The 26250-nt window shown below is 74.1% G+C and carries 26 protein-coding genes and 1 pseudogene; 21 read left to right on the top strand and 6 right to left on the bottom strand.

All coding sequences use genetic code 11. The features are described from left to right. Positions 1-11 precede the first annotated feature (11 nt). The 15 genes from ACT17Q_RS16110 to ACT17Q_RS16040 all read left to right on the top strand — a co-directional run bounded on the left by ACT17Q_RS16110 (position 12) and on the right by ACT17Q_RS16040 (position 15308). Entirely contained in the window at positions 12-467 is a 456-nt protein-coding gene (locus ACT17Q_RS16110; protein ID WP_444663716.1) for a GNAT family N-acetyltransferase, read from the top strand. 8 nt (positions 468-475) lie between these two features. Then, complete coding sequence (locus ACT17Q_RS16105) at positions 476-2101, top strand: amino acid adenylation domain-containing protein (RefSeq protein WP_444663714.1); 1626 nt, start codon at positions 476-478, stop codon at positions 2099-2101. Beyond that, positions 2094-3038: an alpha/beta hydrolase fold domain-containing protein gene (locus tag ACT17Q_RS16100; RefSeq protein ID WP_094181505.1), complete on the top strand. Its 945-nt coding sequence runs from the start codon at positions 2094-2096 to the stop codon at positions 3036-3038. The genes ACT17Q_RS16105 and ACT17Q_RS16100 overlap by 8 nt, the downstream gene beginning before the upstream one ends. Beyond that, positions 3035-3799 (top strand): rhodanese-like domain-containing protein, encoded by a 765-nt coding sequence (locus ACT17Q_RS16095; RefSeq protein ID WP_268531832.1) that lies wholly within the window; start codon positions 3035-3037, stop codon positions 3797-3799. The genes ACT17Q_RS16100 and ACT17Q_RS16095 overlap by 4 nt, the downstream gene beginning before the upstream one ends. Further along, positions 3754-5070: an NAD(P)/FAD-dependent oxidoreductase gene (locus tag ACT17Q_RS16090; protein WP_268531830.1), complete on the top strand. Its 1317-nt coding sequence runs from the start codon at positions 3754-3756 to the stop codon at positions 5068-5070. Before ACT17Q_RS16095 ends, ACT17Q_RS16090 begins: the two co-directional genes overlap by 46 nt. A 34-nt stretch (positions 5071-5104) precedes the next feature. Beyond that, entirely contained in the window at positions 5105-5659 is a 555-nt protein-coding gene (locus ACT17Q_RS16085) for a DUF3291 domain-containing protein (RefSeq protein ID WP_444663711.1), read from the top strand. Positions 5660-5761: 102 nt separating this feature from the next. Further along, positions 5762-7771: a class I tRNA ligase family protein gene (locus tag ACT17Q_RS16080; RefSeq protein WP_444663709.1), complete on the top strand. Its 2010-nt coding sequence runs from the start codon at positions 5762-5764 to the stop codon at positions 7769-7771. Further along, on the top strand, positions 7768-9015 hold the full coding sequence (locus ACT17Q_RS16075; RefSeq protein WP_444663707.1) for an NAD(P)/FAD-dependent oxidoreductase: 1248 nt from the start codon (positions 7768-7770) through the stop codon (positions 9013-9015). The genes ACT17Q_RS16080 and ACT17Q_RS16075 overlap by 4 nt, the downstream gene beginning before the upstream one ends. Continuing rightward, positions 9012-10286, top strand: coding sequence for a SidA/IucD/PvdA family monooxygenase (locus ACT17Q_RS16070; protein ID WP_268531824.1), 1275 nt, complete (start codon positions 9012-9014; stop codon positions 10284-10286). Before ACT17Q_RS16075 ends, ACT17Q_RS16070 begins: the two co-directional genes overlap by 4 nt. Continuing rightward, positions 10286-11482 (top strand): hypothetical protein, encoded by a 1197-nt coding sequence (locus ACT17Q_RS16065; RefSeq protein WP_444663705.1) that lies wholly within the window; start codon positions 10286-10288, stop codon positions 11480-11482. The genes ACT17Q_RS16070 and ACT17Q_RS16065 overlap by 1 nt, the downstream gene beginning before the upstream one ends. Positions 11483-11587: 105 nt before the next feature. Further along, positions 11588-12853: a diaminobutyrate--2-oxoglutarate transaminase gene (ectB, locus tag ACT17Q_RS16060; protein ID WP_444663703.1), complete on the top strand. Its 1266-nt coding sequence runs from the start codon at positions 11588-11590 to the stop codon at positions 12851-12853. After that, the gene (locus ACT17Q_RS16055) at positions 12843-13811 is read left to right on the top strand and encodes a DMT family transporter (protein WP_444663701.1); all 969 of its coding nucleotides are present in this window, start codon (positions 12843-12845) and stop codon (positions 13809-13811) included. The genes ectB and ACT17Q_RS16055 overlap by 11 nt, the downstream gene beginning before the upstream one ends. A gap of 113 nt (positions 13812-13924) precedes the next feature. Beyond that, complete coding sequence (locus ACT17Q_RS16050) at positions 13925-14254, top strand: hypothetical protein (RefSeq protein WP_094181513.1); 330 nt, start codon at positions 13925-13927, stop codon at positions 14252-14254. Further along, complete coding sequence (locus tag ACT17Q_RS16045) at positions 14251-14967, top strand: WXG100 family type VII secretion target (protein ID WP_094181514.1); 717 nt, start codon at positions 14251-14253, stop codon at positions 14965-14967. Before ACT17Q_RS16050 ends, ACT17Q_RS16045 begins: the two co-directional genes overlap by 4 nt. Further along, the gene (locus tag ACT17Q_RS16040; protein WP_268531814.1) at positions 14967-15308 is read left to right on the top strand and encodes a hypothetical protein; all 342 of its coding nucleotides are present in this window, start codon (positions 14967-14969) and stop codon (positions 15306-15308) included. Before ACT17Q_RS16045 ends, ACT17Q_RS16040 begins: the two co-directional genes overlap by 1 nt. 34 nt (positions 15309-15342) lie before the next feature. Here the strand turns inward: ACT17Q_RS16040 and ACT17Q_RS16035 are convergent, their stop codons facing one another. After that, positions 15343-15651 carry a hypothetical protein gene (locus ACT17Q_RS16035; RefSeq protein WP_094181516.1) on the bottom strand — a complete coding sequence of 103 codons (309 nt, stop codon included), beginning with the start codon at positions 15649-15651 and terminating at the stop codon, positions 15343-15345. Positions 15652-15791: 140 nt separating this feature from the next. Between ACT17Q_RS16035 and ACT17Q_RS16030 the strand changes: the two genes are divergently transcribed. From ACT17Q_RS16030 to ACT17Q_RS16015, 4 genes are all read left to right on the top strand, one after another. Continuing rightward, the gene (locus ACT17Q_RS16030; RefSeq protein ID WP_444665412.1) at positions 15792-16811 is read left to right on the top strand and encodes a LacI family DNA-binding transcriptional regulator; all 1020 of its coding nucleotides are present in this window, start codon (positions 15792-15794) and stop codon (positions 16809-16811) included. 121 nt (positions 16812-16932) lie between these two features. Beyond that, positions 16933-17856, top strand: a complete 924-nt coding sequence (locus ACT17Q_RS16025; RefSeq protein WP_268531810.1) for an alpha/beta hydrolase — start codon at positions 16933-16935, stop codon at positions 17854-17856. After that, the gene (locus tag ACT17Q_RS16020) at positions 17853-18314 is read left to right on the top strand and encodes a DUF3237 family protein (protein WP_444663697.1); all 462 of its coding nucleotides are present in this window, start codon (positions 17853-17855) and stop codon (positions 18312-18314) included. Before ACT17Q_RS16025 ends, ACT17Q_RS16020 begins: the two co-directional genes overlap by 4 nt. 267 nt (positions 18315-18581) lie before the next feature. After that, positions 18582-20018 carry an endo-1,4-beta-xylanase gene (locus tag ACT17Q_RS16015; RefSeq protein WP_141321336.1) on the top strand — a complete coding sequence of 479 codons (1437 nt, stop codon included), beginning with the start codon at positions 18582-18584 and terminating at the stop codon, positions 20016-20018. Positions 20019-20338: 320 nt separating this feature from the next. On the opposite strand, the pseudogene ACT17Q_RS16010 reads toward ACT17Q_RS16015, so the two are convergent. The 3 genes and pseudogenes from ACT17Q_RS16010 to ACT17Q_RS16000 all read right to left on the bottom strand — a co-directional run. Continuing rightward, positions 20339-20434, bottom strand: a pseudogene (locus ACT17Q_RS16010) (RidA family protein); the annotation flags it as partial. A 59-nt stretch (positions 20435-20493) separates the two neighbouring features. Continuing rightward, entirely contained in the window at positions 20494-21186 is a 693-nt protein-coding gene (locus tag ACT17Q_RS16005) for a nucleoside/nucleotide kinase family protein (protein ID WP_444663695.1), read from the bottom strand. Continuing rightward, positions 21183-21623 carry a hypothetical protein gene (locus ACT17Q_RS16000; protein ID WP_444663694.1) on the bottom strand — a complete coding sequence of 147 codons (441 nt, stop codon included), beginning with the start codon at positions 21621-21623 and terminating at the stop codon, positions 21183-21185. The genes ACT17Q_RS16005 and ACT17Q_RS16000 overlap by 4 nt, the downstream gene beginning before the upstream one ends. 338 nt (positions 21624-21961) lie before the next feature. On the opposite strand from ACT17Q_RS16000, the gene ACT17Q_RS15995 reads away from it, so the two are divergent. Both ACT17Q_RS15995 and ACT17Q_RS15990 read left to right on the top strand, forming a co-directional pair. Further along, positions 21962-24328: a carbon starvation CstA family protein gene (locus ACT17Q_RS15995; protein WP_444663693.1), complete on the top strand. Its 2367-nt coding sequence runs from the start codon at positions 21962-21964 to the stop codon at positions 24326-24328. Then, complete coding sequence (locus ACT17Q_RS15990) at positions 24328-24516, top strand: CstA-like transporter-associated (seleno)protein (RefSeq protein WP_094181523.1); 189 nt, start codon at positions 24328-24330, stop codon at positions 24514-24516. Before ACT17Q_RS15995 ends, ACT17Q_RS15990 begins: the two co-directional genes overlap by 1 nt. A 4-nt stretch (positions 24517-24520) precedes the next feature. Here ACT17Q_RS15990 and ACT17Q_RS15985 read toward each other — a convergent pair whose 3' ends face one another. Beyond that, positions 24521-25468, bottom strand: a complete 948-nt coding sequence (locus tag ACT17Q_RS15985) for a leucine-rich repeat domain-containing protein (protein WP_444663690.1) — start codon at positions 25466-25468, stop codon at positions 24521-24523. Next, positions 25455-26225: a hypothetical protein gene (locus ACT17Q_RS15980; RefSeq protein ID WP_141321348.1), complete on the bottom strand. Its 771-nt coding sequence runs from the start codon at positions 26223-26225 to the stop codon at positions 25455-25457. Before ACT17Q_RS15980 ends, ACT17Q_RS15985 begins: the two co-directional genes overlap by 14 nt. Positions 26226-26250 lie beyond the last annotated feature (25 nt).

The raw sequence follows: 26250 nt of genomic DNA, 5'->3' as shown, positions 1-26250 counted from the left end.
GGGTGCGGGTCGTGCCGATCACGGCGGACGACCTGGACGTGCTCGTCGAGCTGTGCCGCGAGCACGCGGTGTACGAGCGCGCGGTGTTCGTCGAGGACGGGCAGGTCGAGCGCTGGCGCGACGCGCTGTTCGGCCCGCGGCCGGCGTTGCACGCGTGGCTCGCGACCGACGGCGACGAGCCCGCGGGCTTCATGACGGTCACGACGGACTTCGCGACGTGGAGCGCGCGGCGGTTCGCGTACATGGACTGCCTCTTCCTGCGGGAGCCGTACCGCGGCAAGGGCATCGGCCGCCGGTTCTTCGAGCGGCTGGAGGAGTTCGCCCGCACCCAGGGGTGCGGGTGGGTGGAGTGGCAGACCCCGGTGGACAACGAGCTGGGCATCGGGTTCTACGAGCGCATGGGTGCCACGTCGAAGGTCAAGGCGCGGTTCTCCTACGAGGTCGAGGGGCGTGAGGCGGAGTGCTGACGAGCGAGGTGACGGAGCCGGCGCTGGCGCCGTGGTCGGTGGACGAGTCCGACCGCGACGCGGTCGCGCCCGCGCTGGGTGACCTGGTGCGCGTGCCGGCGCTGCGCTGGCCGGACCGGCCCGCGGTGAGCGACGGCAAGGTCGCGCTGACGTTCGCCGAGCTCGAGCGCGGTGCGCAGACGCTCGCGGCGCACCTCGCGGGGCTCGGCGTGCGGCCGGGTGACCGGGTCGCGGTGCTGGCCGAGAAGAGCGCGTTGGTGCCGCTGCTCGCGGTCGCGCTGTGGAAGTGCGGTGCGGTGTACGTGCCGCTGGACGGCGCGGCGCCGCCGGCTCGGCTGAGCGCGCTCGTCGGACGCCTGCAGGCGCGCGTCGTGCTCGCGCTCGACGACCGCGAACCCGTGGTGGACGACGTGCGCTGGGTCGGCCGCGGCGAGCTCGACGCGGTGCTCGCGGGGCCGTCCGAGCCGTGGGAGAGTGTGGTGCACGCGCCGCAGGACACCGCGTACATCATCTTCACGTCGGGCTCGACGGGTGAGCCGAAGGGCGTCGAGATCACGGTCGCGAACCTCGTGGCGTACTTCGCGGCGCACAACGAGGTGCTGCGGTTCACGCCGGCCTCGCGTGTGTTCAGCCTGTCGCCGTTCCACTTCGACGTGTCGATCGAGGACACGCTGCTGCCGCTGTCGCTGGGCGCGTACGTGTTCCAGTTCCGCGGCATCCACGCGGGCCCGGTCATGCGGGGTGCGCTCAAGCGGGAGCAGATCACGCACCTCATCGCGGTCTCGACGCTGCTGACGATCATCACGCAGGACGGCCGGCAGGTGGACCGCGAGACGTTCCCGCGGCTCGAGATGGTCATGACGGGCGCGGAGGTGTGCGACCCGACGGTCATCAACACGTGGAAGGACGCGCTGCCGGCCGTCCGGGTGCTCAACGTGTACGGCCCGACGGAGGCGACGATCGTGTGCCTCGCGTACGAGATCCGTGAGGTCGACCGGGACCGCGTCGGCTCCTACCCGATCGGCACACCGCTGACCGGGGTGCGGGTGCGGCTCGTCGACGAGACGGGCGAGGTCACGGCGCCGGGTGCGGTGGGCGAGCTGTGGGTCGGCGGGGACCAGGTCATGCGCGGGTACTTCGACCAGCCGGAGGAGACCGCGCGGCGCGTGGTCGTCGTCGACGGCGTCCGGTACTACCGCACGGGCGACCTGTGCAGCTACGACGACGCGGGCCGGCTCGTGTTCCGGGGCCGGGACGACGACGAGGTGAAGCTCGCCGGCCGGCGGATCCACCTGGGCGAGATCCGCGAGACCGCGCTGAGCTGCCCGGGCGTCGAGCGTGCGGCGGTCGCGCTGCTGCCGCGCGACGCGCAGCAGGTCATCGCGATGATCGTCGTCGCGCCCGACCAGGCGGTGCTCGCGGACGTCGAGGCGCGCCTCGCGGCCCTGCTGCCGGGGTACATGCTCCCCACGCTCGTCGGCTGGTCGCCGTCGCTCGCGGTGGCGTCGACGGGCAAGACCGACGAGCGTGACCTGCTGCGCCGTCTCGCGGACGCCGCGAAGTGCACGCGGGACACGCGTTTCGCGCTGCTGCCCGACGGTGCCGCCCCGACGATCGGGGCGGGGCGTGGCTGAGGGCGTCGACCGGGAGTTCGCGCGGCTCGCGACGGCACGCGCGCTGGTCTCGCCGCGCACGGGCACGACCCGCTCGCTCGCCGACGACCGCCGTGACGCCGAGCGCTGGGTCGCCCGGTTCGGCGCGGGGTCCGCCGCGCAGGACGAGGGGCGTCCGGCCTCCGAGCGCACCGGCAGCCGCTCGCTCGTCGTGCGTCCGGTGCACGACGAGGGCGAGCTGTGGGTGCTCTACGTGCACGGCGGCGGGCTGGTCTACTACTCGACCGACGTCTTCGCGCCGTTCCTGCGGGTGCTGTCCGACGAGCTGCGCGCCCCCGTCGAGGCGTTCGACTACGACAAGGCGCCGGAGAACCCGGTGCTCGGCTCGGTCGGGGACCTCGCGCTGCGGGTGACGGCGCGCGCCCGCGCGGTCGAGGGGCGTCGCCTGGTGCTCGTCGGCGACAGCGTCGGCGGTCTGCTCTCGCTGCTGCTCGCGCTGCGCACGCTTCCGGACATGTTCTCGCAGGTCGTGCTGCTGTACCCGGTGCTCGACCTGCACACCGAGCGCCCCTCGTACGAGCAGTTCGGCGCCGGGCTGTTCCTCGACCGGGACGCCATGCGGCAGTTCACGGCGCTGCTGCGGCCGGCGTTCGACGCGCTCGGCCTGGACCCGATGCACCTGCCCGACGCCGACGTGGCGCGGCTCGCACCGACGCTCGTCGTGACCGCGGGGTGCGACGTGCTGCGCGACGAGGCGTTCGCGTGGGTCGAGCAGGTGAGCGCGCGCGGCGCGGACGTCCGCCATCTCGTGCTCGACGACCTGCCGCACGACTTCTGCCTGTACGCGCCGAGCCTGCGCTCCGCGCGGCACGCCGTCGAGACGTTCGCCCGGGACATCACCGGAGCGCTGCGCACACCCGCGGGAGCGGGCGGGACCACCCACGGAAGGACGACATGACGACGACAGCGAGCGGCACCGCAGTCAGCGGCACCGCAGTCAGCAGCACCGCAGTCAGCCGGACCGCAGTGAGCCAGGCCGTGCGGGCGAAGGTCGCGCAGTACCTCGAGGGCGCGCTCGGCCGACCGGTCGACGACTCGGTCCCCGACGACACCGCGCTCAGCGACCTGGGTCTGGACTCGCTCCTGACCATCAGCGTGATCGTCGCGCTCCTCGACGACGCGGGCGTCGACCTCGTCGACAACCCCGACGCGCTCGAGACCCCCAGCACCATCGCCGACCTGCACGACATGGCAGCACGATTCCTAGGAGGAGATGACACCGTGGTCCAGACGACACCGATCGACGAGCAGACCGAGCAGCTGGCTTTCTACGAGGCGAAGCTCGCGTACGAGATCGACTCCTGGGACCTGTCGGTCGCGCTGGCCGAGGGCGAGGACATCGTCGTCGTCGACGGGCGCAGCGCGGACGCGTACGCGTCCGGGCACATCCCCGGCGCGGTGAGCATCCCGCACCGCACGATCACGCCGGAGTCGGTCGCGGAGCTCTCGCGCGAGCCGCTGTACGTGGCGTACTGCGACGGGATCGGCTGCAACGCCTCGACGAAGACGGCCCTGAAGCTCGGCCGCGAGGGGTTCCGCGTCAAGGAGCTCATCGGCGGGCTCGACTGGTGGAAGCGCGACGGGCACCCGGTGGAGGGTGCCGCGGAGCAGGCGTGCGCGGTGGACGGGGCGCACTCGGCCTGCGGCTGCGCCGGATGACGTCGCACGACGACCGCGTGGTGCGGCCCGCGCTCGAGACCGACGTCCTCGTCGTCGGTGCGAGCCTCGCGGGCTGCGCCACCGCGATCCACCTGCGGGGCCTCGGGCACCGGGTCACGGTGGTGGACAAGCGGTCGCTCACCGACGACCACTACAAGCAGCTCTGCTCGCACTTCGTGCAGCCGCACGCGGTCCCGCTGCTCGACGCGCTCGGCCTGGGTCACCTGCGGGGCCGCGAGCACGGCGTCGCGACGAAGGCGGTGTTCGTGACGTCGGGCGGCGTGATCGACCCGCCGGGCACGGGCTACGACCCGGATCGCCCGGACTCGTACGCGCTCAACCTCGAGCGGCGCGTGGTGGACCCGCAGGTCCGTGCCCGCGCGCGTGAGGTGGGTGCCGAGCTCCTGGACGAGACGGGCGTCGACGAGGTCCGGCAGGGCGGCGACGGGTGGGACGTGACGCTGCGCCAGGGCGGCGCCCGCCGGCAGGTCCGGGCGCGCCTCGTGGTCGCGGCGGACGGCCGGCGCTCGCGCGTCGCGGGGCTGCTGGGCAACGAGGCCGAGGTGCGGCCGAACCAGCGCGCCGCGGTGTTCGCCTACTTCCGCGGGATCGACGCGCCGGCGGGCGACCGCTCGGTGTTCGTCCGGACCGAGGGCGACCTCGCGTGCCTGTACCCGCTGGTCGACGGACGCACCGCGCTCGTCCTGTTCGCGGAGCACGAGCGCGTGCAGGACTGGCGGGGCGAGGAACGGGCGCGCGAGCTCGTGCGGTACTTCGCGCGGCTCGACGCGGTCCCGGACATGTCCGGTGCGGTCCTGGACTCGCCGGTCCTCGGGTTCACGGACTACCCGAACCAGGTGCGCAGCACCGTGGCCGGTGGCGTGCCGTTCGTGGGAGACGCGGCGCTGTCGCTCGACCCGATGAGCGGGACGGGCTGCGGGTTCGCGCTGCTGTCGGCGGACCTGCTGCGCCGCGCGTTCGAGGGCCGCTCGCTCGGGCCCGACGACGTGACGGCCGCGCTCGCGGACTACGCGGCCGGCCACGCGGCGGAGATCCGACCGCACGTGGACGGGATCTGCGCGGACTCGCTCGTCGGTCGCAACCAGGAGTCCGAGCGCCGCATGTTCGAGGCGGTCTGCGCGGACGACGACCTCGCGCGCCTGTACCTCGACGTCACGGGGCGGCTCGCGCAGCCCGCCCGGTTCCAGCGGGCGCTCCTGACGCATCTCATGGCGGGCCGCTCACGCGCGGCCTCGCTCGCGTCCGCGTAGCCCGCCCGTCACCCTCCGGACGAAAGAGAGCTCGATGTCACGCGTCGCCTTCACGACCTTCGCGATCCTCAAAAGGCCGTACGGGGACCCGGTGGTGCAGGGGTTCGACGACCTCACGCCGCCGACGTTCGCGCAGGCCGAGGGCAGCCCGGGCTTCGTCGCGCGGGCCAAGGAGAGCCCCGACCAGTCGCACATCACGAACTTCAACCGCGACTGGGGCGCCTGGGGACGGTTCGAGGTCCCGCGGTTCTACACGGGCGGCCGGACCGACGAGACGGACAGCCGCGCGTCGACCCTGTCGCTGTGGACGGACCTGGAGTCGGTGTTCTCCTTCGTCTACTCGGGCATCCACCGCACCGCGCTCGCGCAGCGGCACGACTGGTTCCTCAAGCCGGAGTGGCCCACGTACGCGGTGTGGTGGGTCGACGACGACGTGATCCCGACGTGGGCGGACGCGTGCCGCCGCCTCGAGCACCTGCACGACACCGGGCCGAGCCCGTACGCCTTCACGCTGCGCCAGGCGTTCGACGCCGACTGCTCGCCCGTCCGGGTGCGCGGTCTCGTCGCCGCGCAGCCCGCCGACGCCTGAGCGCGGCGCACCCCGCACCACCGCCGCTCGACCCCGCCCGACCCCGTCCCGACGTCCTGAGGAGTGAGCCGGATGTTCACCCGCGCCTTCGACCGATCGGCCATGAGCTGGTCCTACGAGATGCACCTGCAGCCCATGCTCTCGGCCACCGACATCGAGGGCCTGCCGTTCGGCTCGGTGTTCGGCAGCGTGCCCGGGCACACCGTGTCCAAGCGCCACGCGCACCAGGACGGCGAGGCCTTCGTCGTGCTCGCGGGGCGGGCCGTCGTCGTGGTCGGCGACGAGGAGCGCGAGCTCGGCGCGGGCGAGACGGTGTTCATCCCGCCGTTCAGCGCGCACGAGATCCGCAACGAGCGCGACGAGCCGTTCGACATCGTCTCGATCTACTGGGAGCACATCCCGAGCGCGGTCGAGGTGCTGGGCCGGCAGCCGGCCGCGGACAAGGTCGCGGACCGCACTCTCGTCGCGTGCCCGCCCGTCACGCCGAACGGCGGCCTGCACATGGGGCACCTGTCGGGGCCGTACGTGCGCGCCGACATGCTGGTGCGCGCGCTGCGCAGCCAGGGCCGCGAGGCGCGGCACCTGACGGGGACCGACGACCAGCAGTCGTACGTGGCCGCGCACGCGCGGGTCACCGGCGCGACGAGCACGGACGTCGCGCTCGCGGCGGGCGACGGGATCGTCGCGACGCTGGCGGCGGCGGACGTCCGGGTGGACCGCGTGACGCGGCCGCTGCGGGACGCGGGACACGCCGAGCGGATCCGTGAGCTGTTCGCGCGGGTCGCGGCGGCGCCGACCGTCGAGGAGCGCGAGCGCGAGACGCCGTACTGCCCGGCGTGCGACCTGTCGCTGCACCAGGCGTTCGCGCGCGGGACGTGCGCGCACTGCGACGCGGCGAGCGACGGGGAGATCTGCGAGGCGTGCGGCCGGCCGAACGAGGCGCGCGAGCTCGTCGACCTGCGCTGCCGTGCGTGCGACGGGCCGGCGGAGCTGCGCACGGAGCGCGCGCTGTGGCTCGACCTCGCCGCGCACGCCGAGGAGCTGCGGGCCTACCTGCGCTCGGTCCACGCGTCGCCGGACCTCATGGTGCTGGTCGAGCGTCTGCTCGACGAGGGCCTCGCGCCGTACCGCCTGACGCGCACGAGCGACTGGGGGATCACGCTCGACGACGGTCAGGCGATCGACGCGTGGGTGGACCTCGCGCTCACGTTCCTCGCGGCGGTGCAGGCCGAGGCCGACGAGCACGGCCCCGCCCGGACCGTGCTGTTCCTCGGGTACGACAACAGCTACTACTACGCGGTGCTGCTCCCCGTCCTCGCGATCGCGGCCGGGCTGACCGAGCACCTGCCCGCCACGTTCGTCACCAACCAGTTCCTGCACCTGGGCGCTGAGAAGTTCTCGACGAGCCGCGGGCACGCCGTGTGGGCGGACGACGCCCTGCGCGCCTCCGGTCCCGACGCCCTGCGCGTCGCGCTGCTGCGCGACGCGCCCGAGGGCCGGGTCACCCACCTCGACGAGGAGCGCGCGGTCAGCCTCACGCAGGACCCGCTGCACCGCGCCGCGCGCGCGTGGCTGGCCGGGTTCGCGGGCATCGGCGCGGACGGCGTGGTGCCCGGGACGGGCGCGTGGACGGACGCCCACCGCGAGTTCTACCGCTACCTCGGCCTGGTCACGCAGCAGCTCGACGGGCTGCTGCTGCCCGAGTCGTTCAGCGCGCGCGGGTACGTGCGGCTGCTCGACGCGTTCGTCGAGCGGTGCGCGGAGTTCCGGGCGACGGAGACGGTGGCTCGTACCGTGGGCTCGCTCGCGGAGGAGGCGCGCACGAGCCTCGCGCTGGAGTTCCTCGCGGCCAAGGTGTTCGCCGCGCTCGTGTGGCCGCTCGCGCCGCGCACCGCGCTGGCGGTGTGGCGGTGGCTCGGCCTCGAGGGCGAGCCGGTGCGCGAGTCCGGGTGGACGTTCCTGCCCGGCGGCACGCGGTGCGACGGCCCGGCGCCGCGGGTCGACGAGGCCGCGTCCGACGAGGCTGCGTCCGACGAGGCTCCTGTGGACGCCGCCGGCGGCGAGACCGCACCCGACGAGGAGCGCGAGCTCGTCGCGAGCGGGCGCGCGTGACCAGCCCGACCGGAGCGCCGGGCCGCACCGGAGCGCCGACCACGACCGGAGCGCCGACCACGACCGGAGCGCCGACCACGACCGGAGCGCCGAGGCCGCCGTCCCGCGCGGACGTCGTGGTCGTCGGCGCGGGCATCATCGGGGCCGCGGTGGCGGACGCCCTCGCCGGGCGGGGGCTGGACGTCGTCGTGCTCGAACGGTCCGACGAGCCCGCGACGGGCGCCACGGGCGACTCGGGCGGCATGGTCCGGGCGTACGACCCCGACCCGGTCGTCGCCGACCTCGCGCTGCGCAGCCTCGCGACGTACCGCGACGACGCACGGTGGCCGCAGGGCGCGCCGCTGCACGCCGTGGGTGCACTGACCATCGCGGACCCCGCGCAGGAGGACGCGCTGCGCGCCGCGGCCGCCCGGATCAACGACGTGCTCGGCACGTCCGCGCACGTGGTGACGCAGCGTCGGACCGCCGTGGGCGTCGAGCTCTCGGGCGGTGTCGCGCTCGTCGAGCCCGAGGCGGGCTTCGTGGACCCGGTCGCGGTGACCCGCACCTGGCTGCGCCGCGCCGCCGAGGCGGGCGCCGAGGTGCGCTACGGCGTGCGCGTCACGGGGGTCGAGGACGCCGACGGGCACGCGCGCGTGCTCACGGACGCCGGACCGGTGCTCGCCGACGAGGTCGTCGTGGCCGTCGGACCGTGGGGTGCGCACGCGCTCGACGGGCTCGGCCCGCCGCCGCGGGTCCGCACCCGCTCGATCCAGGTCAGCATCGTCGAGGGCCGCCCGCCGGGCACGGACCACGCCACCGTGGTCGACCTGCGCACCGGCGTGTACGCGCGCCCGTACGGCACCGGCGCGAGCCTCGTCGGGATGCCGCACCTCGTGTGGGACGTCGACCTCGACGCCGAGCCCGACGAGCAGCACGTGCACGCGACGCTCGCCGCGCTCGCCGGCCACCTGCCGTGGCTGCCCGACGTGTCGGTCCGCCGCACGGTCCGCTCGGCGGACGCGTACGCGCTGCCCGACGCGGACGGCCCGGCCGGGGCGTCGCTGCTCGCCCCGACCGCCGTGCCGCACGTGCGGACCGTCCGCGGCTGGGACGGCGGCGGCGTGAAGGTCGCACCCGAGGCGGGCCGCCGCATCGCGGAGACCGTCGTCGCGGCCGTCGCCGAGCGCCACCGCGCGCCGGCCGCCGCACCTGTCCCCACCACCCACCGAAAGGGAGACCCGTGGCTCACCGACATGACGTGATCGGCATCGGATTCGGCCCGGCCAACATCGCCCTCGCCGTCGCGCTCGAGGAGGAGGGCTACGACCTCGACGTGCGGTTCGTCGAGTCCCGCCCCGAGCCGTCGTGGCAGGCCGCGATGATGCTCGACGGCTCGGACATCCAGAACCACCCGGTGCGGGACCTCGTCTCGCTGCGCAACCCGCGCAGCCGGTACAGCTTCATCAACTTCCTGTTCGAGAACGGGCGGCTCCTCGACCACCTCAACGTGCCGATGGAGTTCCCGCTGCGCAAGGAGTACGCGCAGTACGTGAGCTGGGTCGCGGGCCTCGTGCCCGCGCACGTCGACTACGGCGTCAGGGTCGTGGGTGTCGAGCGCACCACCGACGACGCGGGGGAGCCCTGCTACCGGGTCACGACGTCGGACGGCGAGACCCTCCTGGGCCGCGCGCTCGTCGTCGGGACCGGGCGCAGCCCGTTCGTCCCGGAGCCGTTCGACACGGTCGACTCGCCGCGCGTCTTCCACCTCACCGACTACCTGCCCGCGCTCGAGCGGCTCGACGCGCTCGCGGCCGACGACGGCGGCCCGCGCTCGGTGACCGTCGTCGGCGGCAGCCAGAGCGCGGTCGAGCTCACGCTGGACCTCGCGCGGCGCTACCCGCGCGCGCAGGTGCACACGCTCGTGCGCTCGCTCACGCTGCGGCAGAAGGACACGAGCCCGTTCAGCGAGGAGGGCTACTTCCCGGAGTTCACGGAGTACTACTACCGGGCGCCGCGCGACCGGAAGGACGCGATCGACTCGTTCATGCGGCTCACCAACTACTCGTCGGCCGACGGCGACGTGCTGCGCGAGCTGTACCGCCTGGTCTACGAGCAGCGCATCGACGGTGACCAGCGGGTGTTCGTGCGCGGCAGCCGTCAGGTGCGGACCGTGGACGCCGACGAGCGCGGGGTGCGCCTGACGGTCGAGGAGCTCAACACGGGCGAGGTGGAGGAGCTCGAGACCGACGCGGTCGTCCTCGCCACGGGCTTCCGCGACCTGGGCCCCGGGCCGCACCAGGAGCGCGTCCCCGCGCTCATCCGGTCCGTCGCGGACGACTTCCGCTTCGACGACCACGGGTACCTCGAGGTCGAGCCGCACTACGAGGTCCGCCCGCTCGACGCGCGTACGCCCGCGCTGTTCCTCAACGGGCTGTGCGAGTCGACGCACGGGATCGGTGACGCCGGCTCGTTCAGCCTGTTGTCGCTGCGCGCGAAGGTGATCGCCGAGAGCCTCTGGAAGCGGCTCGCGTAGTGACCCGGACCGCCGCCGACCTCCCGCCCGCCGCGCCCGCCCCCGTGCCGGGGCGGCGGGCGCAGGAGCCGCGCCCCGGGCCGGGCGGTGACACGGGGCGGGTCGCGGGTGCGGGGCGTGCGCCGGGCGCGGGGCACGACGTCACGACGACGGTCGTGCGCGGCGTGCTCGGGGCGGGCATGCTCGTCGTGCCACCCGTGGTCCTGGCGCTCGCAACCGGTGCCGGCCTGCTCGTCTGGGCGGCGCACCTGGTGCTCGGCGCGACGGCCTGCCTGCTGCTCGCCCGCCTCGTCGCCCGCGGCCGGTGGGCGCCCGCACCGGTGTCGCTCGTGCTGGGTGCCGCGCTCGGCCGACGGGCCCGGCTCGTGGTCGACGGGTGCTTCGCGGTGGCATTCGCCGGCGGCCAGGCAGCGATCGCGTGGTTCGTCGTGACGGCCCTGCCGGGCGCTGCCGGCCCTGGCGCCGGTCCCGACGGTCGATGGCTCGCGGTCGGCGTGCTCGTCGTGGCCGGTGCCGTCGCGGTCTCCGCGCTGCGCGTGCCCGACGCGGTCCTGCGGGCGCGGCGCCTCGTCGCCGGCGGGCTCGCGGTCGCGTGCGGCGTGTGCGGATGGCCGGGCGACGCGGCGGCGTTCGTGCCCGCGGGGATCACGACGACCGCGGCGGTGTGGCTCGCGTTCGCCGCGACGCTGTTCGCGGGCGTCGGCTGGGAGTCCGTGACCGAGGCCCGCCCCGACGACGCGGCCGGGCGCCGCGCGACGAGCGCGGTGCTGCGCGCGGCGGCCGTGGTCGCGGCCGTGTACCTCGGCCTCGCGGTCCTGACGCGGTGGGCACCGGCGTCCGCTGCCGCAGCGGACGCGCCGCTCGTACGCCGGGCCCTCGGCGTCGCGGTGGGCGTCGTGCTCGCCTCGTACGTGGTGACGAACCTGCGCGCCGCGGCCGGGATCGCCGCCCGGCTGCGCGGCCCGCACGACGGACCCGCCGCCTCGTACGACGGACCCGCCGATCCGCATGCCCGGCCCGCCCCGCGCGGGCTCGTCGTCGCCGTCGCGGTGCTCGCGTGCGCGCTCGTCGTCGCGGTCGACCATCCCGGCGCGGTGCCGCTCCTGCTGCTGGGACCCGCGGCCGCGGTCGTCGTCACGTACGCGCTCGCCGCGGTCGCGGCCGTCCGGCACGCGCGCCCACGCCCGCACCCCTGACCCGACCCCGAGACCCACCGATCTCGAGACCCGCCGATCCCGAGACCCACCGATCCCGAGACCGCCCCTGACCCGACCGCTGACCCACACACGAGGGAGACCGTCGTGGCCGTACCCACCACCACCATCGAGTCCGAGGTCCGCAGCTACAGCCGGAGCTGGCCCGTCGTCTTCACGCACGGACGCGGCAGCCGGCTGTACGACGAGGACGACCGCGCCTACCTGGACTTCTTCGCCGGAGCGAGCGCGCTCAACTACGGGCACAACCACCCGGCGCTCAAGCAGGAGCTGCTGCGCTACGTCGAGCGCGACGGCGTGACCCACAGCCTCGACATGTTCACGGGCGCGCGCACCGCGTTCCTCCACGAGCTCGACGCGCGCGTGCTGCAGCCCCGCGGCCTGGACTACAAGGTCCAGTTCCCGGGACCGACCGGCACCAACAGCGTCGAGGCCGCGCTCAAGCTCGCGCGCAAGGTCACGGGCCGCCAGACGGTGGTCGCGTTCACCGGGGCGTTCCATGGGATGTCGCTCGGCTCGCTCGCGGTGACCGGGAACGCGAGCAAGCGTGCGGGCGCGGGTGTGCCGCTCGGGCTGACGTGGCGCCTGCCGTACGACGGGTTCGGCGGCGGCAAGGTCTGCGGGCTGACGCTGCTGGAGTCGATGCTCGACGACAGCAGCAGCGGCATGGACCTGCCGGCGGCCGTGATCGTCGAGACCGTGCAGGGCGAGGGCGGCGTCAACCCGGCGCGGCTGACGTGGCTCGCGGACCTCGCCGACGTGTGCGCGCGGCGCGGCATCCTGCTCGTCCTCGACGACATCCAGATGGGCTGCGGCCGGACCGGACCGTTCTTCAGCTTCGAGGCCGCGGGGATCGTGCCGGACATCGTCTGCCTGTCGAAGTCGATCAGCGGCTACGGTCTGCCGATGGCCCTCACGCTGTTCCGCTCGGAGCTCGACGTGTGGAGCCCGGGCGAGCACAACGGCACGTTCCGCGGGAACAACCCCGCGTTCGTGACCGCGACGGCCGCGCTGCGCGAGTTCTGGTCCGACGACTCGCTGGAGAAGCAGACGATGGTCCGCGAGCTGCTGCTGCGCGAGCACCTCGGCGAGCTCGCGCACGAGCACGAGGAGCACGTGACGCAGGCGCGCGGGCGCGGCCTGGTGTGGGGTCTGGCGTTCCGCGACCCGCGCCTCGCGCGCCGCACCGCCGACGAGGCGTTCGCCCGCGGGCTGCTGGTGGAGACCGCCGGGTCGCGCGACGAGGTGGTCAAGCTCCTGCCCGCGCTGACGACGACGGACGACGAGCTCACCGAGGGGCTCGACATCCTGCGCGCGTCGGTGGCGACGGCCGTCCGGGGTCGTGCCGGGTAGGGCGACGACGAGCGCGGCGGGCGTCAGGGTCGGCGTCGCGTGCGGCGTCGGCGCGAACCTCGTCTGGGGCCTGGCGTTCCTGGTGCCCGTCGTGCTGCCCGACGCGCCGACGACCGCGCTCGCGCTCGGCCGGTACCTGGCGTTCGGCGCGCTCTCGGCGGTCCTGCTCGCGGCGACGTGGCGTCGGGCGCTCGTGGGCGTGGGCCCGCAGGCGTGGCGCACCGCGATGGTGTTCGCGGTCACCGGGCACCTGGGCTACTACGCGCTGCTGGTCCAGGGGATCCGGTGGGCGGGTGCGCCGATCGCGACCGTGATCATCGGGCTGCTGCCGGTGTCGGTGGCGGTCACGGGCAACTGGCTGCGCCGCGAGTACCCGTTCTCCCGGCTGGTCGCGCCGCTCGCGCTCATCGTGTGCGGGCTCGCGCTCGTGTACGCGGTGGAGCTGGACTGGCAGAGTGCGGTGGCGGGGCGGTCGCGCGGTGAGTGGGCGCTCGGCATCGCGGCGTCGCTCGGTGCGCTGGTGCTGTGGACGTCGTACGCGGTGCGCAACGCGCAGTTCGTGCGCGCGAACCCGCAGATCGCCTCGACCACGTGGTCGACGCTCATGGGTGTGGGCACGTTCGTGCTGTCGCTCGTGGCGCTGCCGGTCGTGGCGGTCACGGGCGGCCTGCGCCTGGACGGTCCCGGTGAGGTCGGGCCCGTCGTCGCGGCGAGCCTCGTGCTGGGCGTCGTCGTGTCGTGGCTCGGGACGGTGCTGTGGAGCCGGTCGTCCGCGCTGACGCCGATCTCGGTGGCCGGTCAGCTCGCGGTCGTCCAGGTGTGCGCGGGGCTGACGTACGTGTTCGTGTGGGAGGGCCGCGTGCCGCCCGCGCTCGAGCTCGCCGGTTTCGCGCTCGTCGTCGTCGGCGTGCTCACGGTGATCGACCGGGCGCGCCGGGCCCCCGTCCCGGCCGGCTGACCGACGGCCGTGCCCGCCCGCCGGACGGCCGGTGCGCGCGCCGATGTCCGGGTTGTTAGGGTGCGTCCACGTGGCGCCGGGGGGCCTACGACGAGCGACGAGAGGGTGGGGCGATGACGTTCCGGGTCGACGAGGCGAAGCTCGACGCAGCGGCGCAGGCGCTGACGAGCCTCGCCGGGGACACGAGCACCGCGCGCACGTACGTGCGCTCGCACGTCGAGCTCTCCGGCGGGCTCGGGGACTCCGGGATGTTCGTGACCGCGATCGGCGTGCTCGACGACGTGCGCGCCGCCGTCGAGGCCGAGATCTCGCGCCTGAAGGAGCTCACGGAGGCGTCCGCGCGGGAGCTGCGGCTCACGGCCGAGTCCTACCGCCGGACCGACGACGCGACGGACGCACGCATGGACGCGCTGCAGGCCCAGACGCCGGGCGGGGTGCGATGACGTCCGCCGCGGACGCCCTCGTCACGCCCGTCGCGTCGGCGCCCATCCCCGACTTCGTCGACCTGGCGCTGCACTTCCCGGACCTCATCAGCCCCAGCTACTGGCTGATGTGGGTGATCGAGCAGGTGAGCGGCACGAACCCCCTGGAGTGGGTGACGGAGCACTTCTCGGGCGACTGGGAGGCGATGTCCCGCGCCGCGTCCGCGCTCGAGCACCTCGCGACGTTCCACCAGCAGTACGCGAGCGAGCTGGCGGAGGCGCGCGCGACGTTCCGCGAGGGCTGGGACGGCAACGCGGCCGCGGCGGCGTCGCGCTACTTCACGGAGCTCGAGTCGGCCGTGCGGGAGCAGGGGACGCCGCTGACGTCGATCGCGCACGAGGTGGACGTGGTCGCGCAGGGCATGAAGTCGACGCAGACGATGCTCGTCGGACTGCTGCAGGCGCTGCTGGACTACGCGATCGCGGCGGCGATCAGCGCGGCGGCGGCCGCGGCGTCGTCGTGGACCGTGGTCGGCGGGATCCTCGGTGGTGGGGCGACCGCGTTCTCGATCACGCAGGCCGTGCGCACGTGGCTCAAGGTGATCGAGGTGCACGGGTACGCGATCACGGCGGTCGACGGGGTGGTCGGCGTGACCGCGGGCTACCTGGGATCGATCCACGGCTTCAGCACGCACCCGCTGCCCGCGGGCGCCTACGACAACCCGGGGGTGTGATGAGCGAGCAGGACGAGAGGCCGCCTCTCCTGAGCGTCACGGCGGGTGACGCGGGAGCGGACCGCGTGCTGCGCCGGCAGGTCGCCGCGCTGCGGGACCAGGCCGCGGGCACCCCGCTCGGGGACATGCTCGACGACGTGCTCGCGGGCCGCCGGACGTTGCGGGACGTGGCGCGCACGCCGGAGTTCGACGAGGTGGTGGCCCCCGCGGCACGGGTCGCGACCGAGCAGTGGGCGGCCCTCACGCCGCAGGAGCGCGAGACGCTCGTCGCGCAGGGGCGCGAGCAGGTCGCCCGCGCGCGCGAGGAGGTCTACCGGGAGCGGTACGGCGACGGGACCTGACCGGACCGACCGGACCTGACCTCCCGTCCGCCGGTCAGGAGATCGGCGCCTGCGAGAACAGCACGCCGGCGACGACGACGAGCGCGACGACGAGCAGCGCGAGCCCTGCCGAGGGCAGGTAGGCGGACGCGGGCACGCCCTGCTGCAGCGGCGCGAGCATGCGTCCCGGCAGCAGCACGGCCCCGACCGCCGCGGCCACGACGAGCGCGAGGGCCAGCGCGAGCTGCCAGCTGGGGTAGGTGAGCAGGGCGACCGTCACGCCCAGCACCAGCAGCCCCATGACGAGCGCGGCCGCCGTGCGGGCGAGTCGGACCTGTCCGGCGGAGAGGAGCTTGTCGGGCACGCGAGAACTGTACCGATGAGGTCCCGCGGGAGCAGGGCGGTCGCACCGCCGTGCCCGGGCGTGCTCGGGTAGATTGCCGCTGCCTGCGCGCCCGCGCGCGGGACCCCGGCGGCGACGCGAAGGAGTGGGCTGTGGCGACGATGGCGGACGTCGCGCGGCGCGCCGGCGTCTCGGCGAAGACGGTCTCCAACGTCCTGAGCGGCTACCCGTACATCCGCGAGTCCACGCGGGCGCGCGTGCTGGCCGCGGTGGACGACCTGGGCTACGAGATCAACGTGACGGCGCGGATCCTGCGCTCGGGTCGCAGCGGGTTGATCGGCCTCGCGGTCCCGGAGCTCGGGCAGCCGTACTTCGGCGAGCTGGCCGACGAGATCCTCGCGGCCGCGCGCCGGCACGGCCTGCACGTCCTGATCCAGCCGACGGGGTTCACACGCGAGGGGGAGCTCGGCGCGCTGCGTGAGCCGCGGCGCCGGCTCGTCGACGGCCTGGTGTTCAGCCCGGCCGCGCTCGACCAGTCCGACGCGCACCTGCTCGAGGACCTCGACTACCCGCTGGTGCTGCTGGGCGAGCAGATGTTCTCGCGGCACGTGGACCACGTGACGATGCACAACGTCGAGGGCGCGCGGGCCGCCACGGACCTGCTGCTCGACGTGGGGCGCCGCAGCATCGCGGCGATCGGGATGCTGCACGCGACCACGGCGGGCTCGGCGGCCCTGCGGTACCTGGGCTACCGGGAGGCCCTGGGGGCGCGCGGCATCGCGGTCGACGAGCGGCTGCTCGGCTGGGCCGACGACGGCTGGCACCGCGCGAACGGCGCGCGGGCGATGGCGGCGGTCCTCGACTCGGGCGTCGAGGTCGACGGGGTGGTGGCGTTCAACGACGCGCTCGCGCTGGGTGCGATGTTCGAGCTGCAGGTGCGGGGGCGGTCGATCCCGGGCGACGTGGCGGTCGTCGGGTTCGACGACATCGAGGACGCGCGGTACTCCGTGCCGGCGCTCACGACCGTCGACCCGGGCCGTCGGGAGATCGCCGACGCGGCGGTCGACCTGCTGCGCTCACGGCTCGACGAGGTGCCGGGGGCGACGCGCCGACCCCCGGTGCTGCACGTCGCGGACCTGCGCCTGGTCGAGCGCGAGAGCACGCCGGCGCGGGCCTCGTAGGGTGCGGCGTCAAGGTGCTCGCGTTCACCTCGCTGGCGATGCTGCCCGCGTTGCTGTTCTTCAGCCTGTTCGAGCGGCGTATCGTCGGCGGGCTGACCGGTGAAGGGATGAGGAGCTCGACGTGACACTCGACGACGTGACGGCGTTCCGGGCGGAGGCCGCACGGCACGCCGCCACCCTCCCGCGTGCCCTGCCGGAGCTCCCCGAGGGGACGTACGAGGTGCTCGCCACGGACGGACCGGTGCGCGAGCTGATGGTCTACCGGCCCGCGCGGGCCGACGCGACGGCGGTCGAGAGCGCGGTCGAGGGCGCGGTCGATCGCGGGCTGCCCGTCCTGGTGAACCTGCACGGGGGCGGGTTCGTGCTGGGGGACGGGCGCGACGACGACCCGTACTGCCGGCTGCTCGCCGACACGACGGGCTGCGCGGTGGTCAACGTCGACTACGTGCTGGCCCCCGAGCACCCGTTCCCGGCGGCGGTGCACCAGGTGCACGGTCTGCTGGGGTGGCTCGCCGAGCACGGGCACGAGCACGGGCTCGACGGCGGCCGGCTGGCGGTCGCCGGGCACAGCGCGGGGGGCAACCTCGCGCTCGCGGGTGCGCTGCTGGCCCGGCGCACGGGCGGCCCGGCACTGCGCGGGGTCGTCGTCGACTACGCGCCGCTCGACCTGGCGACGCCGCCCGCCGCGAAGCTCACCGCGGACGCCGACCCGGGGGCGGTCGGCCTCGCGGAGGCCGGGGCGCGGTTCAACGCCTGGTACCTGGGCGGTGCGGACCCGTCCGACGAGCTCGCGTCCCCGCTCCTGGCCGACGACCTGAGCGGCCTGCCGCCGACCCTCGTGCTCACGGCGGAGCTCGACCTGCTGCGTGCCGAGGGCGACGCGCTCGCGGCGCGCCTGGCGGCCGCCGGCGTGCCGGTCGAGCACGTGGTGCAGCCGGGCTGCGGGCACGCGTTCACGCACTTCGGTCCCGACGAGCAGGCCCGGGCGGGCTGGGCGCGCATCGCGCGGTTCGCGCAGCGGGTGCTGACGCAGGAGCCGAGGTGAGCGGTGCCGCGCTGACGAGCGTGCACGTGCTGACGATCGACGCGCTGCTGGGGGAGGTCGTCGAGGTGGGGCACGTGCCCACCGGGTTCCGCCGGGTCATCCCGGTGGTCGGCGGGACGGTGACCGGCGGTCCGGGGAGCGGCGGTCCGGGCAGCGGCGGGCTCGAGGGCGTGGTGCTGCCGGGCGGTGCGGACTGGAACCTCGAGCGCCCGGACGGCTCGGTGGAGCTGTGGGCGCGCTACGAGGTGCGGCTCAGCGACGGCGTGGTGGTGTCGGTGACGAACACCGCGCTGCACCCGCCGCGGCCGCAGGTACCGATCCTCACGACCCCGGTGTTCGAGGTCCCGGACGGCGGGCCGGAGTCGCTGCGGACGGGCGTGCACGTGGGGCTCCTGGTGCCGCGGCTCGAGGAGCGGCGGGTGCACATTGAGGTCCACCGCGTGGGGGTCTCGGCCTGACGTCGAGGCCGGTCGTCCGATAGTTGCGGAGCGCCTCCGGATGCGCCGCCCGGGTGAATGTCCACGTCACCCGGAATCTACCGTTCGAGTGCACCCTACACGGGCGTAAGTCGCCCGTAAGGGTGGCAAATCGCTTCGGTCCCGGTTCCGAAACTATCAATCGGGCCCGAAGCCCTTGACGGGTCGGGCGTCCCGGGCGAAAAGTGGCGTGGCGGGCAATCTTCACCGATGTAGAGCCCCCGCTACCCCGAACCCCAGGAGGGATCGATGACGACCCCACGTCACCGCAACCGGCAGGCGAGCCGCCGGCTGGTCGCCGCAGTCGGCGGCCTCGCAGCCGCCGCCATCGCGGTCTCGCTCGCCGTCCCGGCGCAGGCCGCCGGCAGCACGCTCCAGGCCGCTGCCGCCGAGACCGGCCGGTACTTCGGCACGGCCATGGCCGGCCACTACTTCAACAACTCGGGCACCCTGAACATCACCAACCGTGAGTTCAACATGATCACGGCCGAGAACGAGATGAAGATGGACGCGACGGAGCCGTCGCAGAACAACTTCAACTACTCGAGCGGCGACCAGATCGTGAACTGGGCGCTCCAGAACGGCAAGCGCGTGCGTGGCCACGCGCTCGCCTGGCACTCCCAGCAGCCCGGCTGGATGCAGAACCAGTCCGGCACCACGCTGCGCAACTCGATGCTCAACCACGTCACCAAGGTCGCCCAGCACTACAAGGGCAAGATCTACGCCTGGGACGTCGTGAACGAGGCGTTCGCGGACGGCTCGTCCGGCGCGCGCCGCGACTCCAACCTGCAGCGCACCGGCAACGACTGGATCGAGGCGGCGTTCCGGGCCGCCCGCTCCGCCGACCCGGGCGCCAAGCTCTGCTACAACGACTACAACACCGACAACTGGTCGCACGCGAAGACGCAGGCCGTGTACAACATGGTCAAGGACTTCAAGTCGCGCGGCGTCCCGATCGACTGCGTCGGCTTCCAGGCGCACTTCAACTCGGGCAACCCGGTGCCGTCGAACTACCACACCACGCTCGGCAACTTCGCCGCGCTCGGCGTGGACGTGCAGATCACCGAGCTCGACATCGAGGGCTCCGGCTCCTCGCAGGCCGACCAGTTCAAGGGCGTCGTCCAGGCGTGCCTCTCGGTCGCGCGCTGCACCGGCATCACGGTCTGGGGCGTCAAGGACTCCGACTCGTGGCGCTCCTCGGGCACCCCGCTGCTCTTCGACGGCTCGGGCAACAAGAAGCAGGCGTACACGAGCGTCCTGAACCAGCTGAACGCGGGCGGCACCCCGGTCGAGGGTGGCGGCACGACCAACCCGACCCAGAACCCGACGCAGAACCCCACCCAGAACCCCACCCAGAACCCGACGACGAACCCGACGACCCCGCCCCCCACGGGTGGCGGCAGCTGCTCGGTCACGTACTCCGAGGGCCAGAAGTGGAGCGACCGGTTCAACGGCAACGTCACCGTCCGCGCCAACGGCAACATCAGCTCGTGGACGACGACGGTGCAGCTCCAGTACCCGCAGCTCATCTCCGCGGTCTGGGGCGGTCAGGCCAGCTGGCCCGCGCAGCGCACCATGGTGGTGCAGGGCGGCAGCCTCGCCAACGGTCAGTCCACCACCTTCGGCTTCACCGTGAACCACGGCGGCAACTGGACGTGGCCGTCGATCAGCTGCTCGGCCTCCTGACGCACCGCGTCGGCTGAGTCGAGCCACAGACGCACCCCGGTGGGCGCGCGCCCGGAAACCGCGCCCACCGGGGTGCTTCCATGCCCGGACCGGGACGTGGACGTGCCCCACGCGTTGCCGAGCGCGCCTCGCGCACGCCGGCTCCTGCCCTGCGCTTTGCGTTCCGGATGCGCGCGGCGAGCGGGGACCTTACTGTTCAGGCACGCATCAGTCACGACCGTGCCGGGCAGCGAGAGCCGTCCGCCACGACCCGAGGGACGCCCTGTGCGGGCGAGCCGGAGGCCCACGGTCGCGACCCACACCGCGAGTCGCGGCGGCCGTCAGTCGCGCACGACCGCCGCGACCGCGCTGACCTCGAGCAGCGCACCCGGGACCCCGAGCCCCGCGACGCGGGCCGCGGTGACGAGCGGGGGAGCGCCGCCGGTGGCGAGCATCGGCGGCGACGTGGCTGAAGGCCGGGCTGCGCACGAGCCCGTCAGGTTGCAGTCGCTGGATCTCCATCGTCCGAGGCTCCCACCGTGGTCCGCCACCCGCCCGCGACGAGCAGGTCCGCGCGCACCGCGGTCGCCTCGACGAGCGCGGCGTTGCGCCCGTCGACCTGCTCCGCCCATGCGGCGGCCGCCTCGGGGGTGCGACCGTGGCGCGTGTGGCGGGCGACCAGCCGCCGCGTCCGCTCGTCGGCCGGTGTCACGGTGAACCAGGCCTCGTCGAGCACATCGCGCACGTGCGCCCACGGGCCCGCGTCGACCAGCAGGTAGTTGCCCTCGACCACGACGACCGTGTGGTGCGGCTCGACCGCGACCTCGCCGGCCACGGGCTCGTCGACCTCGCGCCGGAACGACGGCGCGTACACCGCGTGGTCCCGCTCGGCGCGCACGCGGCGCAGCAGCGCGAGGAAGCCCCACCCGTCGAACGTGTCCAGCGCGCCCTTGCGGTCGTGACGGCCCAGCGCGTCGAGCGTCGCGTTGGCGAGGTGGAAGCCGTCCATCGGCAGGTGCACCGCACCCGGCCCGAGCTCGGCGACGAGCCGGGACGCGAGCGTCGTCTTGCCCGCGCCCGGGCTCCCGGTGATCCCGACGATCACGCGCTCGCCACCGCGCGCGTCCCGCAGCGCGCGCACCCGTGCGGCGAGCACCGCGAGGTCCGCCACCGGCTCGGTCGGCGTCACTCGCCGACGACGGACCGCGGCGCCTGGGCCGCGCGGCGCTGCTGCGCCTCGCGCAGGCTGCGCGCGCGCCCGGCCGTGACCTCCCGGTCCACGGCGGACAGGATCGCGGCGATCGCGGCGGCCAGCCCCCGCTCGAGCATCTGCATGTTCGTGTTCTCGATGAGCAGGCGGCGGTCGAGCACCTTGAGGCGCACCGACCCGTAGCCCTGCTCGGCGAGGATCGTGTGCACGTGCGGGTGCTCGATCAACGAGCGCTCCCACGCGGACGCGCTGCGGGAGAACCGGGCGGCCACGGTGTAGCGCGCCGACCGGGACCCGGACCGGTGCTCGAGCGGCACGGTCGCCGAGATCACGCCCAGGAGCTCGAGCGGTGCCGAGGGGTGGCCGAGGGGCAGCGGGCGGGGGGCTGGGTGCCCGGGCGCGGAGGTCGGTGGCATGTGCCGTCCGATCGTCAGGGGGATCCGGTGCGGCAGGTGCCTGCCGGCGTGGGGCGGCCCGCGCCCCTCCCACGGCCGTGCGCCTCATCGCGACCCGGCCGTGCCGCGCCCGTGGTCTGCCTGCCCGACGTCCGCCCCCACGACGTCGCTCGTCGGACCAGCGCTGCCGTCACCGTACACCGCAGCCCCGGCACCGTTTGCCCGTTCCGCCGGGATCGTCGCACCCGGCACCAGGTCCGCGCCGCGCCCGGGAGTCGGACGCCGGTCCAGTCGCCGCCCGCGGAGGGCAGGGACACGATGGGCTCGTCGTCGAACCCCGCACCGATGGAGCTGCCGCCATGACGAGCACGACGAACGCGCTGCCGCAGTACACGGACGAGGAGGCGGAGCACGTCCTGCGCGACGGCTCGGGGGTCCCGGTCGGGATCGTCGAGCGGCCGCGGTGGACGCCCGCGCGCATCGCGGTGTGGGTCGCGGTGGCGCTCGTCGGCGCCCTGGGCTGGACCATGCTCGCGGTGGTCCGGGGCGAAGAGGTCAACACGATCTGGTTCGTCGTGACCGCCGTCGCGTCCTACGCGATCGCCTACCGGTTCTACGCGCTGTACGTGCAGCGCAAGGTGATGCGCCCCGACGACACGCGCGCGACCCCCGCGGAGCGCATCAACAACGGCCGCGACTTCGACCCGACGGACCGGCGCGTCCTGTACGGCCACCACTTCGCGGCCATCGCCGGCGCGGGTCCGCTCGTCGGGCCCGTCCTCGCGGCGCAGATGGGCTACCTGCCCGGGACGCTGTGGATCATCTTCGGCGTCATCGTCGCGGGCGGCGTGCAGGACATGCTCGTGCTGTTCTACTCGATGCGCCGCGGCGGGCGGTCGCTCGGTCAGATGGCGCGCGACGAGATCGGGCGGTTCGGCGGGACGGTCGCGATCGTCGTCGTGTTCGTCATGCTGATGATCGTCCTGGCCGTCCTCGCGCTCGTGTGTGTCAACGCGCTCGCGGACAGCCCGTGGGGGGTGTTCTCGGTCGGCTGCACCATCCCCATCGCGCTGCTCATGGGCCTGTACCTGCGGTTCCTGCGGCCCGGACGGGTCAGCGAGGTCTCGGTCATCGGGTTCCTGCTGCTGCTCGCCGCGATCATCGGCGGCCGGTACGTCGCCGAGTCGTCGTGGGGCGACTTCTTCCACCTGACACCCACCACGCTCGTCGTGTGCATGGTGGTCTACGGCTTCCTCGCCGCCGTGCTGCCCGTGTGGCTGCTGCTCACGCCGCGCGACTACCTGTCGACGTTCATGAAGGTCGGCACGATCGTCGTGCTCGCGATCGGGATCGTCGTGGTGCGGCCCGTCGCGCAGATGCCCGACTTCACGGAGTTCGCGTTCAACACCGAGGGGCCCGTGTTCGCGGGAGCGCTGTTCCCGTTCCTGTTCATCACGATCGCGTGCGGCGCGCTGTCCGGGATGCACGCGATGGTCTCGTCGGGCACGACCCCCAAGATGATCCAGAAGGAGTCGCAGGCCCGGATGATCGGGTACGGCGGCATGCTCATGGAGTCGTTCGTGGCGATCATGGCGCTCGCCGCGGCCGTGTCCCTCAACCAGGGCATCTACTTCTCGATGAACATGTCGGCGGCGTCCATCCAGGCGACCGCGGGCTCGTCGTACTCCGCGCAGGCGACCCCCGAGGAGAACGCCGCCGCGGCGATCGCCAACCTCGGCGTCTCCGACCCCGCGGGCAACCAGCCCGAGATCATCTGGGAGACGGTCGTCGACGGCGACGAGGTCACGCTCACCGGAGCCCCCGCGCTCGAGGCCGTGGCCGACGACGTGGGCGAGCCGTCCGTCGTGTCGCGCACCGGCGGCGCGCCGACCCTCGCGGTCGGGATGGCGAACATCATGCACAACGTCGTCGGCGGCAAGGCCATGATGGCGTTCTGGTACCACTTCGCGATCATGTTCGAGGCGCTGTTCATCCTGTCCGCCGTGGACGCGGTCACCCGCGTCGCGCGGTTCCAGCTCGGCGACGCGATCGGCAACCTCGTGCCGAAGTTCCGCGACCCCGGCTGGCGGGTCGGCTCGTGGCTGACCACGGGCGTCGTCGTCGCCGCCTGGGGGTCGCTCCTGCTCATGGGCGTCACCGACCCCAACGGCGGCATCCGCACGCTGTTCCCGCTGTTCGGCATCGCGAACCAGCTCATCGCCGCGTGCGCGCTGACCATCGTCACCGTCATGGTCGTCAAGAAGGGCTACGTCAGATGGGCGTGGATCCCGCTCGTGCCGCTCGCGATCGACACCGCCACCACGTTCACCGCGTCGTTCCAGAAGATCTTCTCCGACGACGTCGCGCTCGGGTACTGGGCGCTGCACCGCAAGGCGCAGGACGCGATCGACTCCGGGACCCTGAGCGGGCAGGCGCTCGCGGACGCGCAGGCCACGGTCCGCAACACCGCGATCCAGGGGACGCTGTCCATCGCGTTCGTCGTGCTCGTCGCCGCGCTCATGGCCGCCGCCCTGGTGACCGTGGTGCAGGCGGTGCGCGCCGGTGCCGGCCGCGGGTACGACGTCGGCAGCAGCGAGGACCCGCCGCAGCCCTCGCACTTCTACGCACCGTCCGGGCTCCTGGTCCCCACCCCGCTCGAGCGCAAGGTCGAGGCGGAGCACGCGGTGGTCGGCGACCCGGTCCTGCTGCGCGGCGGGCACCACTGATGGGCGCGCGCGTGCGCCGGGCGCTCGCGGGCGTGCGCTGGTACGTCCGCGAGCTCACGGGCGAGGCGGCGTACGACCGGTACGTCGCCGCGCACGCCGGTGCGGACCACCAGCCGCTCACCCGTGCGCAGTGGTGGCGCGCCCGCGACGACGCGCGCGAGCACACCGCGCACGAGAGCTGCTGCTGACGCCCTACCGGCGGATCTCGACGCCGTCCAGCGCGAGCGAGGCGGCGTCGGGCGCGACCGTGCCCCGCAGCACCAGGTCCTCGAGCGCGGGCACGTCCGCCAGCGGCGCGAGGGACCCGACCGTCGCGCCCGTCAGGTCGAGCCGGGCCAGCTCGGGCAGCGCGGCGAGCGGGCTCAGGTCCGGCACCCGGCTGCGCGCCAGGTCCACGGACCGCAGCCCCCGCAGGTCCGCCACGGGCGTGAGGTCGACGTCCATCTCGACGACCGCGAGCGCGCGCAACGACGCGAGCGGGCGCAGCGGGCCCAGGTCGGTGGCGGGCACGCTCAGGTACAGGTCCGTCAGCCCCGTGAGCCGGCCGACCTGCGTGAGGTCCGCGTCGACGCAGTCCAGCGTGAGCCGCGTGAGCCCGCGGACCCGCGCGAGGACGCCCAGGTCCGCAGGGGCCTGCGGGGCCCAGCACCGGCCGCCCAGGTGCAGCGACGTGAGCGACGGCAGCGCCGCGAGCGCGCTCAGGTCCGTCACGCCGGTCGCGGTGAGGGACAGGTCCGTCAGGTGGGGGAGCGCACCCGCGGGGAGCGTCCGCACACCGGTCCCGACGAGGTCGAGGGACGTCAGGCCGGGCAGGTGCCGCAGGTCCTCGAGCGAGGCGACGTCGGGCTCCGGGTTCGCGCAGCTCACCCGGTCCAGTCGCTCGAGCCGGTCGCGCGGGACCCGGGCGGTGCCGTCCGCGTCGAGCGCGCGCGCCACGCAGCCGCGCAGACCCTCGTCGGAGAACACCTCGTCGAGCGCCACCAGGTCCGGTGCGTCGTCGCGCCGTGCGTGCGCGACGGCCAGGCCGACGCCCGTGGCCAGCACCGCGAGCGTCGCGAGCGCCGCCACGGTGACGAGCGGGCGTCGGCGACGCCGCTGCCGGTCCGGCGTGGCGCGCGTGCCGGACCTACGCGCGGACAAGCTCGGGCCACCCTCCGCCCTGCGTCCCGGTCTGGTCGGCCATCGCGACCTTGAGCGCGTCGGTCGAGCGCAGCGACTCGTTGGCCCACTGCTGGAACGCGGTCCGCAGGTCGTCGACCGCCTGGATGATCTCCGCCGTCAGCCCGATGACCTTCTCGATCGTGTCCGTGAGCTTCACCGGGTCCACGAACGCGAGGGACGCCACCGCCTGGGTGATCGCCACGACCTTGGAGCGGACCGTCGCGCGCATCGCGAGGTACTCGTTCACCACGTTGCGCGAGTGGTCCATGAGGATCCCGCCCGCCGAGCCGCACCAGGACGCGAGCCGGTCCACCGCCGCGGCCTGCACCGGGACCGCGGCCGCGTACGCGGAGCCCGCCTGACCCTCCCACCCGTCCAGCGCCGGGAGGTTCCAGGGGGAGAAGGACGTGGCGAGCCCGCTGAACGTCCGCTGGGCGGCGAGGTACCCCTCGCCCGCGGCGTACAGCGCGTACGGGTCGCCCTGGTCGAGACCCGTGACCGTCCCGAAGAACTCGTCCACCTTCGCGACGAGCTCCTCGAGCTTGCGCTGGACCTCGTCCACCACGTCCGTGACCCACTCCCACAGCCGGTCCCACCAGCTGAGCTCCTGCAGGCTCGCGTTCGCCCCCGCGGTGGCCTCGGCCGGCTGCTCGCCCAGCGTCACCAGGTCGCTCTCGTGCGCGGCGACCTGCGCGTCGTACGTGGCCCGGGGCGGCAGGGGTGCGGGTGCGGTCATGGTCGTCGTCCGTTCGTCTGGTCGG

Origin of the sequence: Cellulomonas sp. CW35, assembly GCF_052378485.1 — a bacterium.
Taxonomy (GTDB): domain Bacteria; phylum Actinomycetota; class Actinomycetes; order Actinomycetales; family Cellulomonadaceae; genus Cellulomonas; species Cellulomonas uda.
This window is presented reverse-complemented; position numbering and strand designations above follow the sequence as displayed.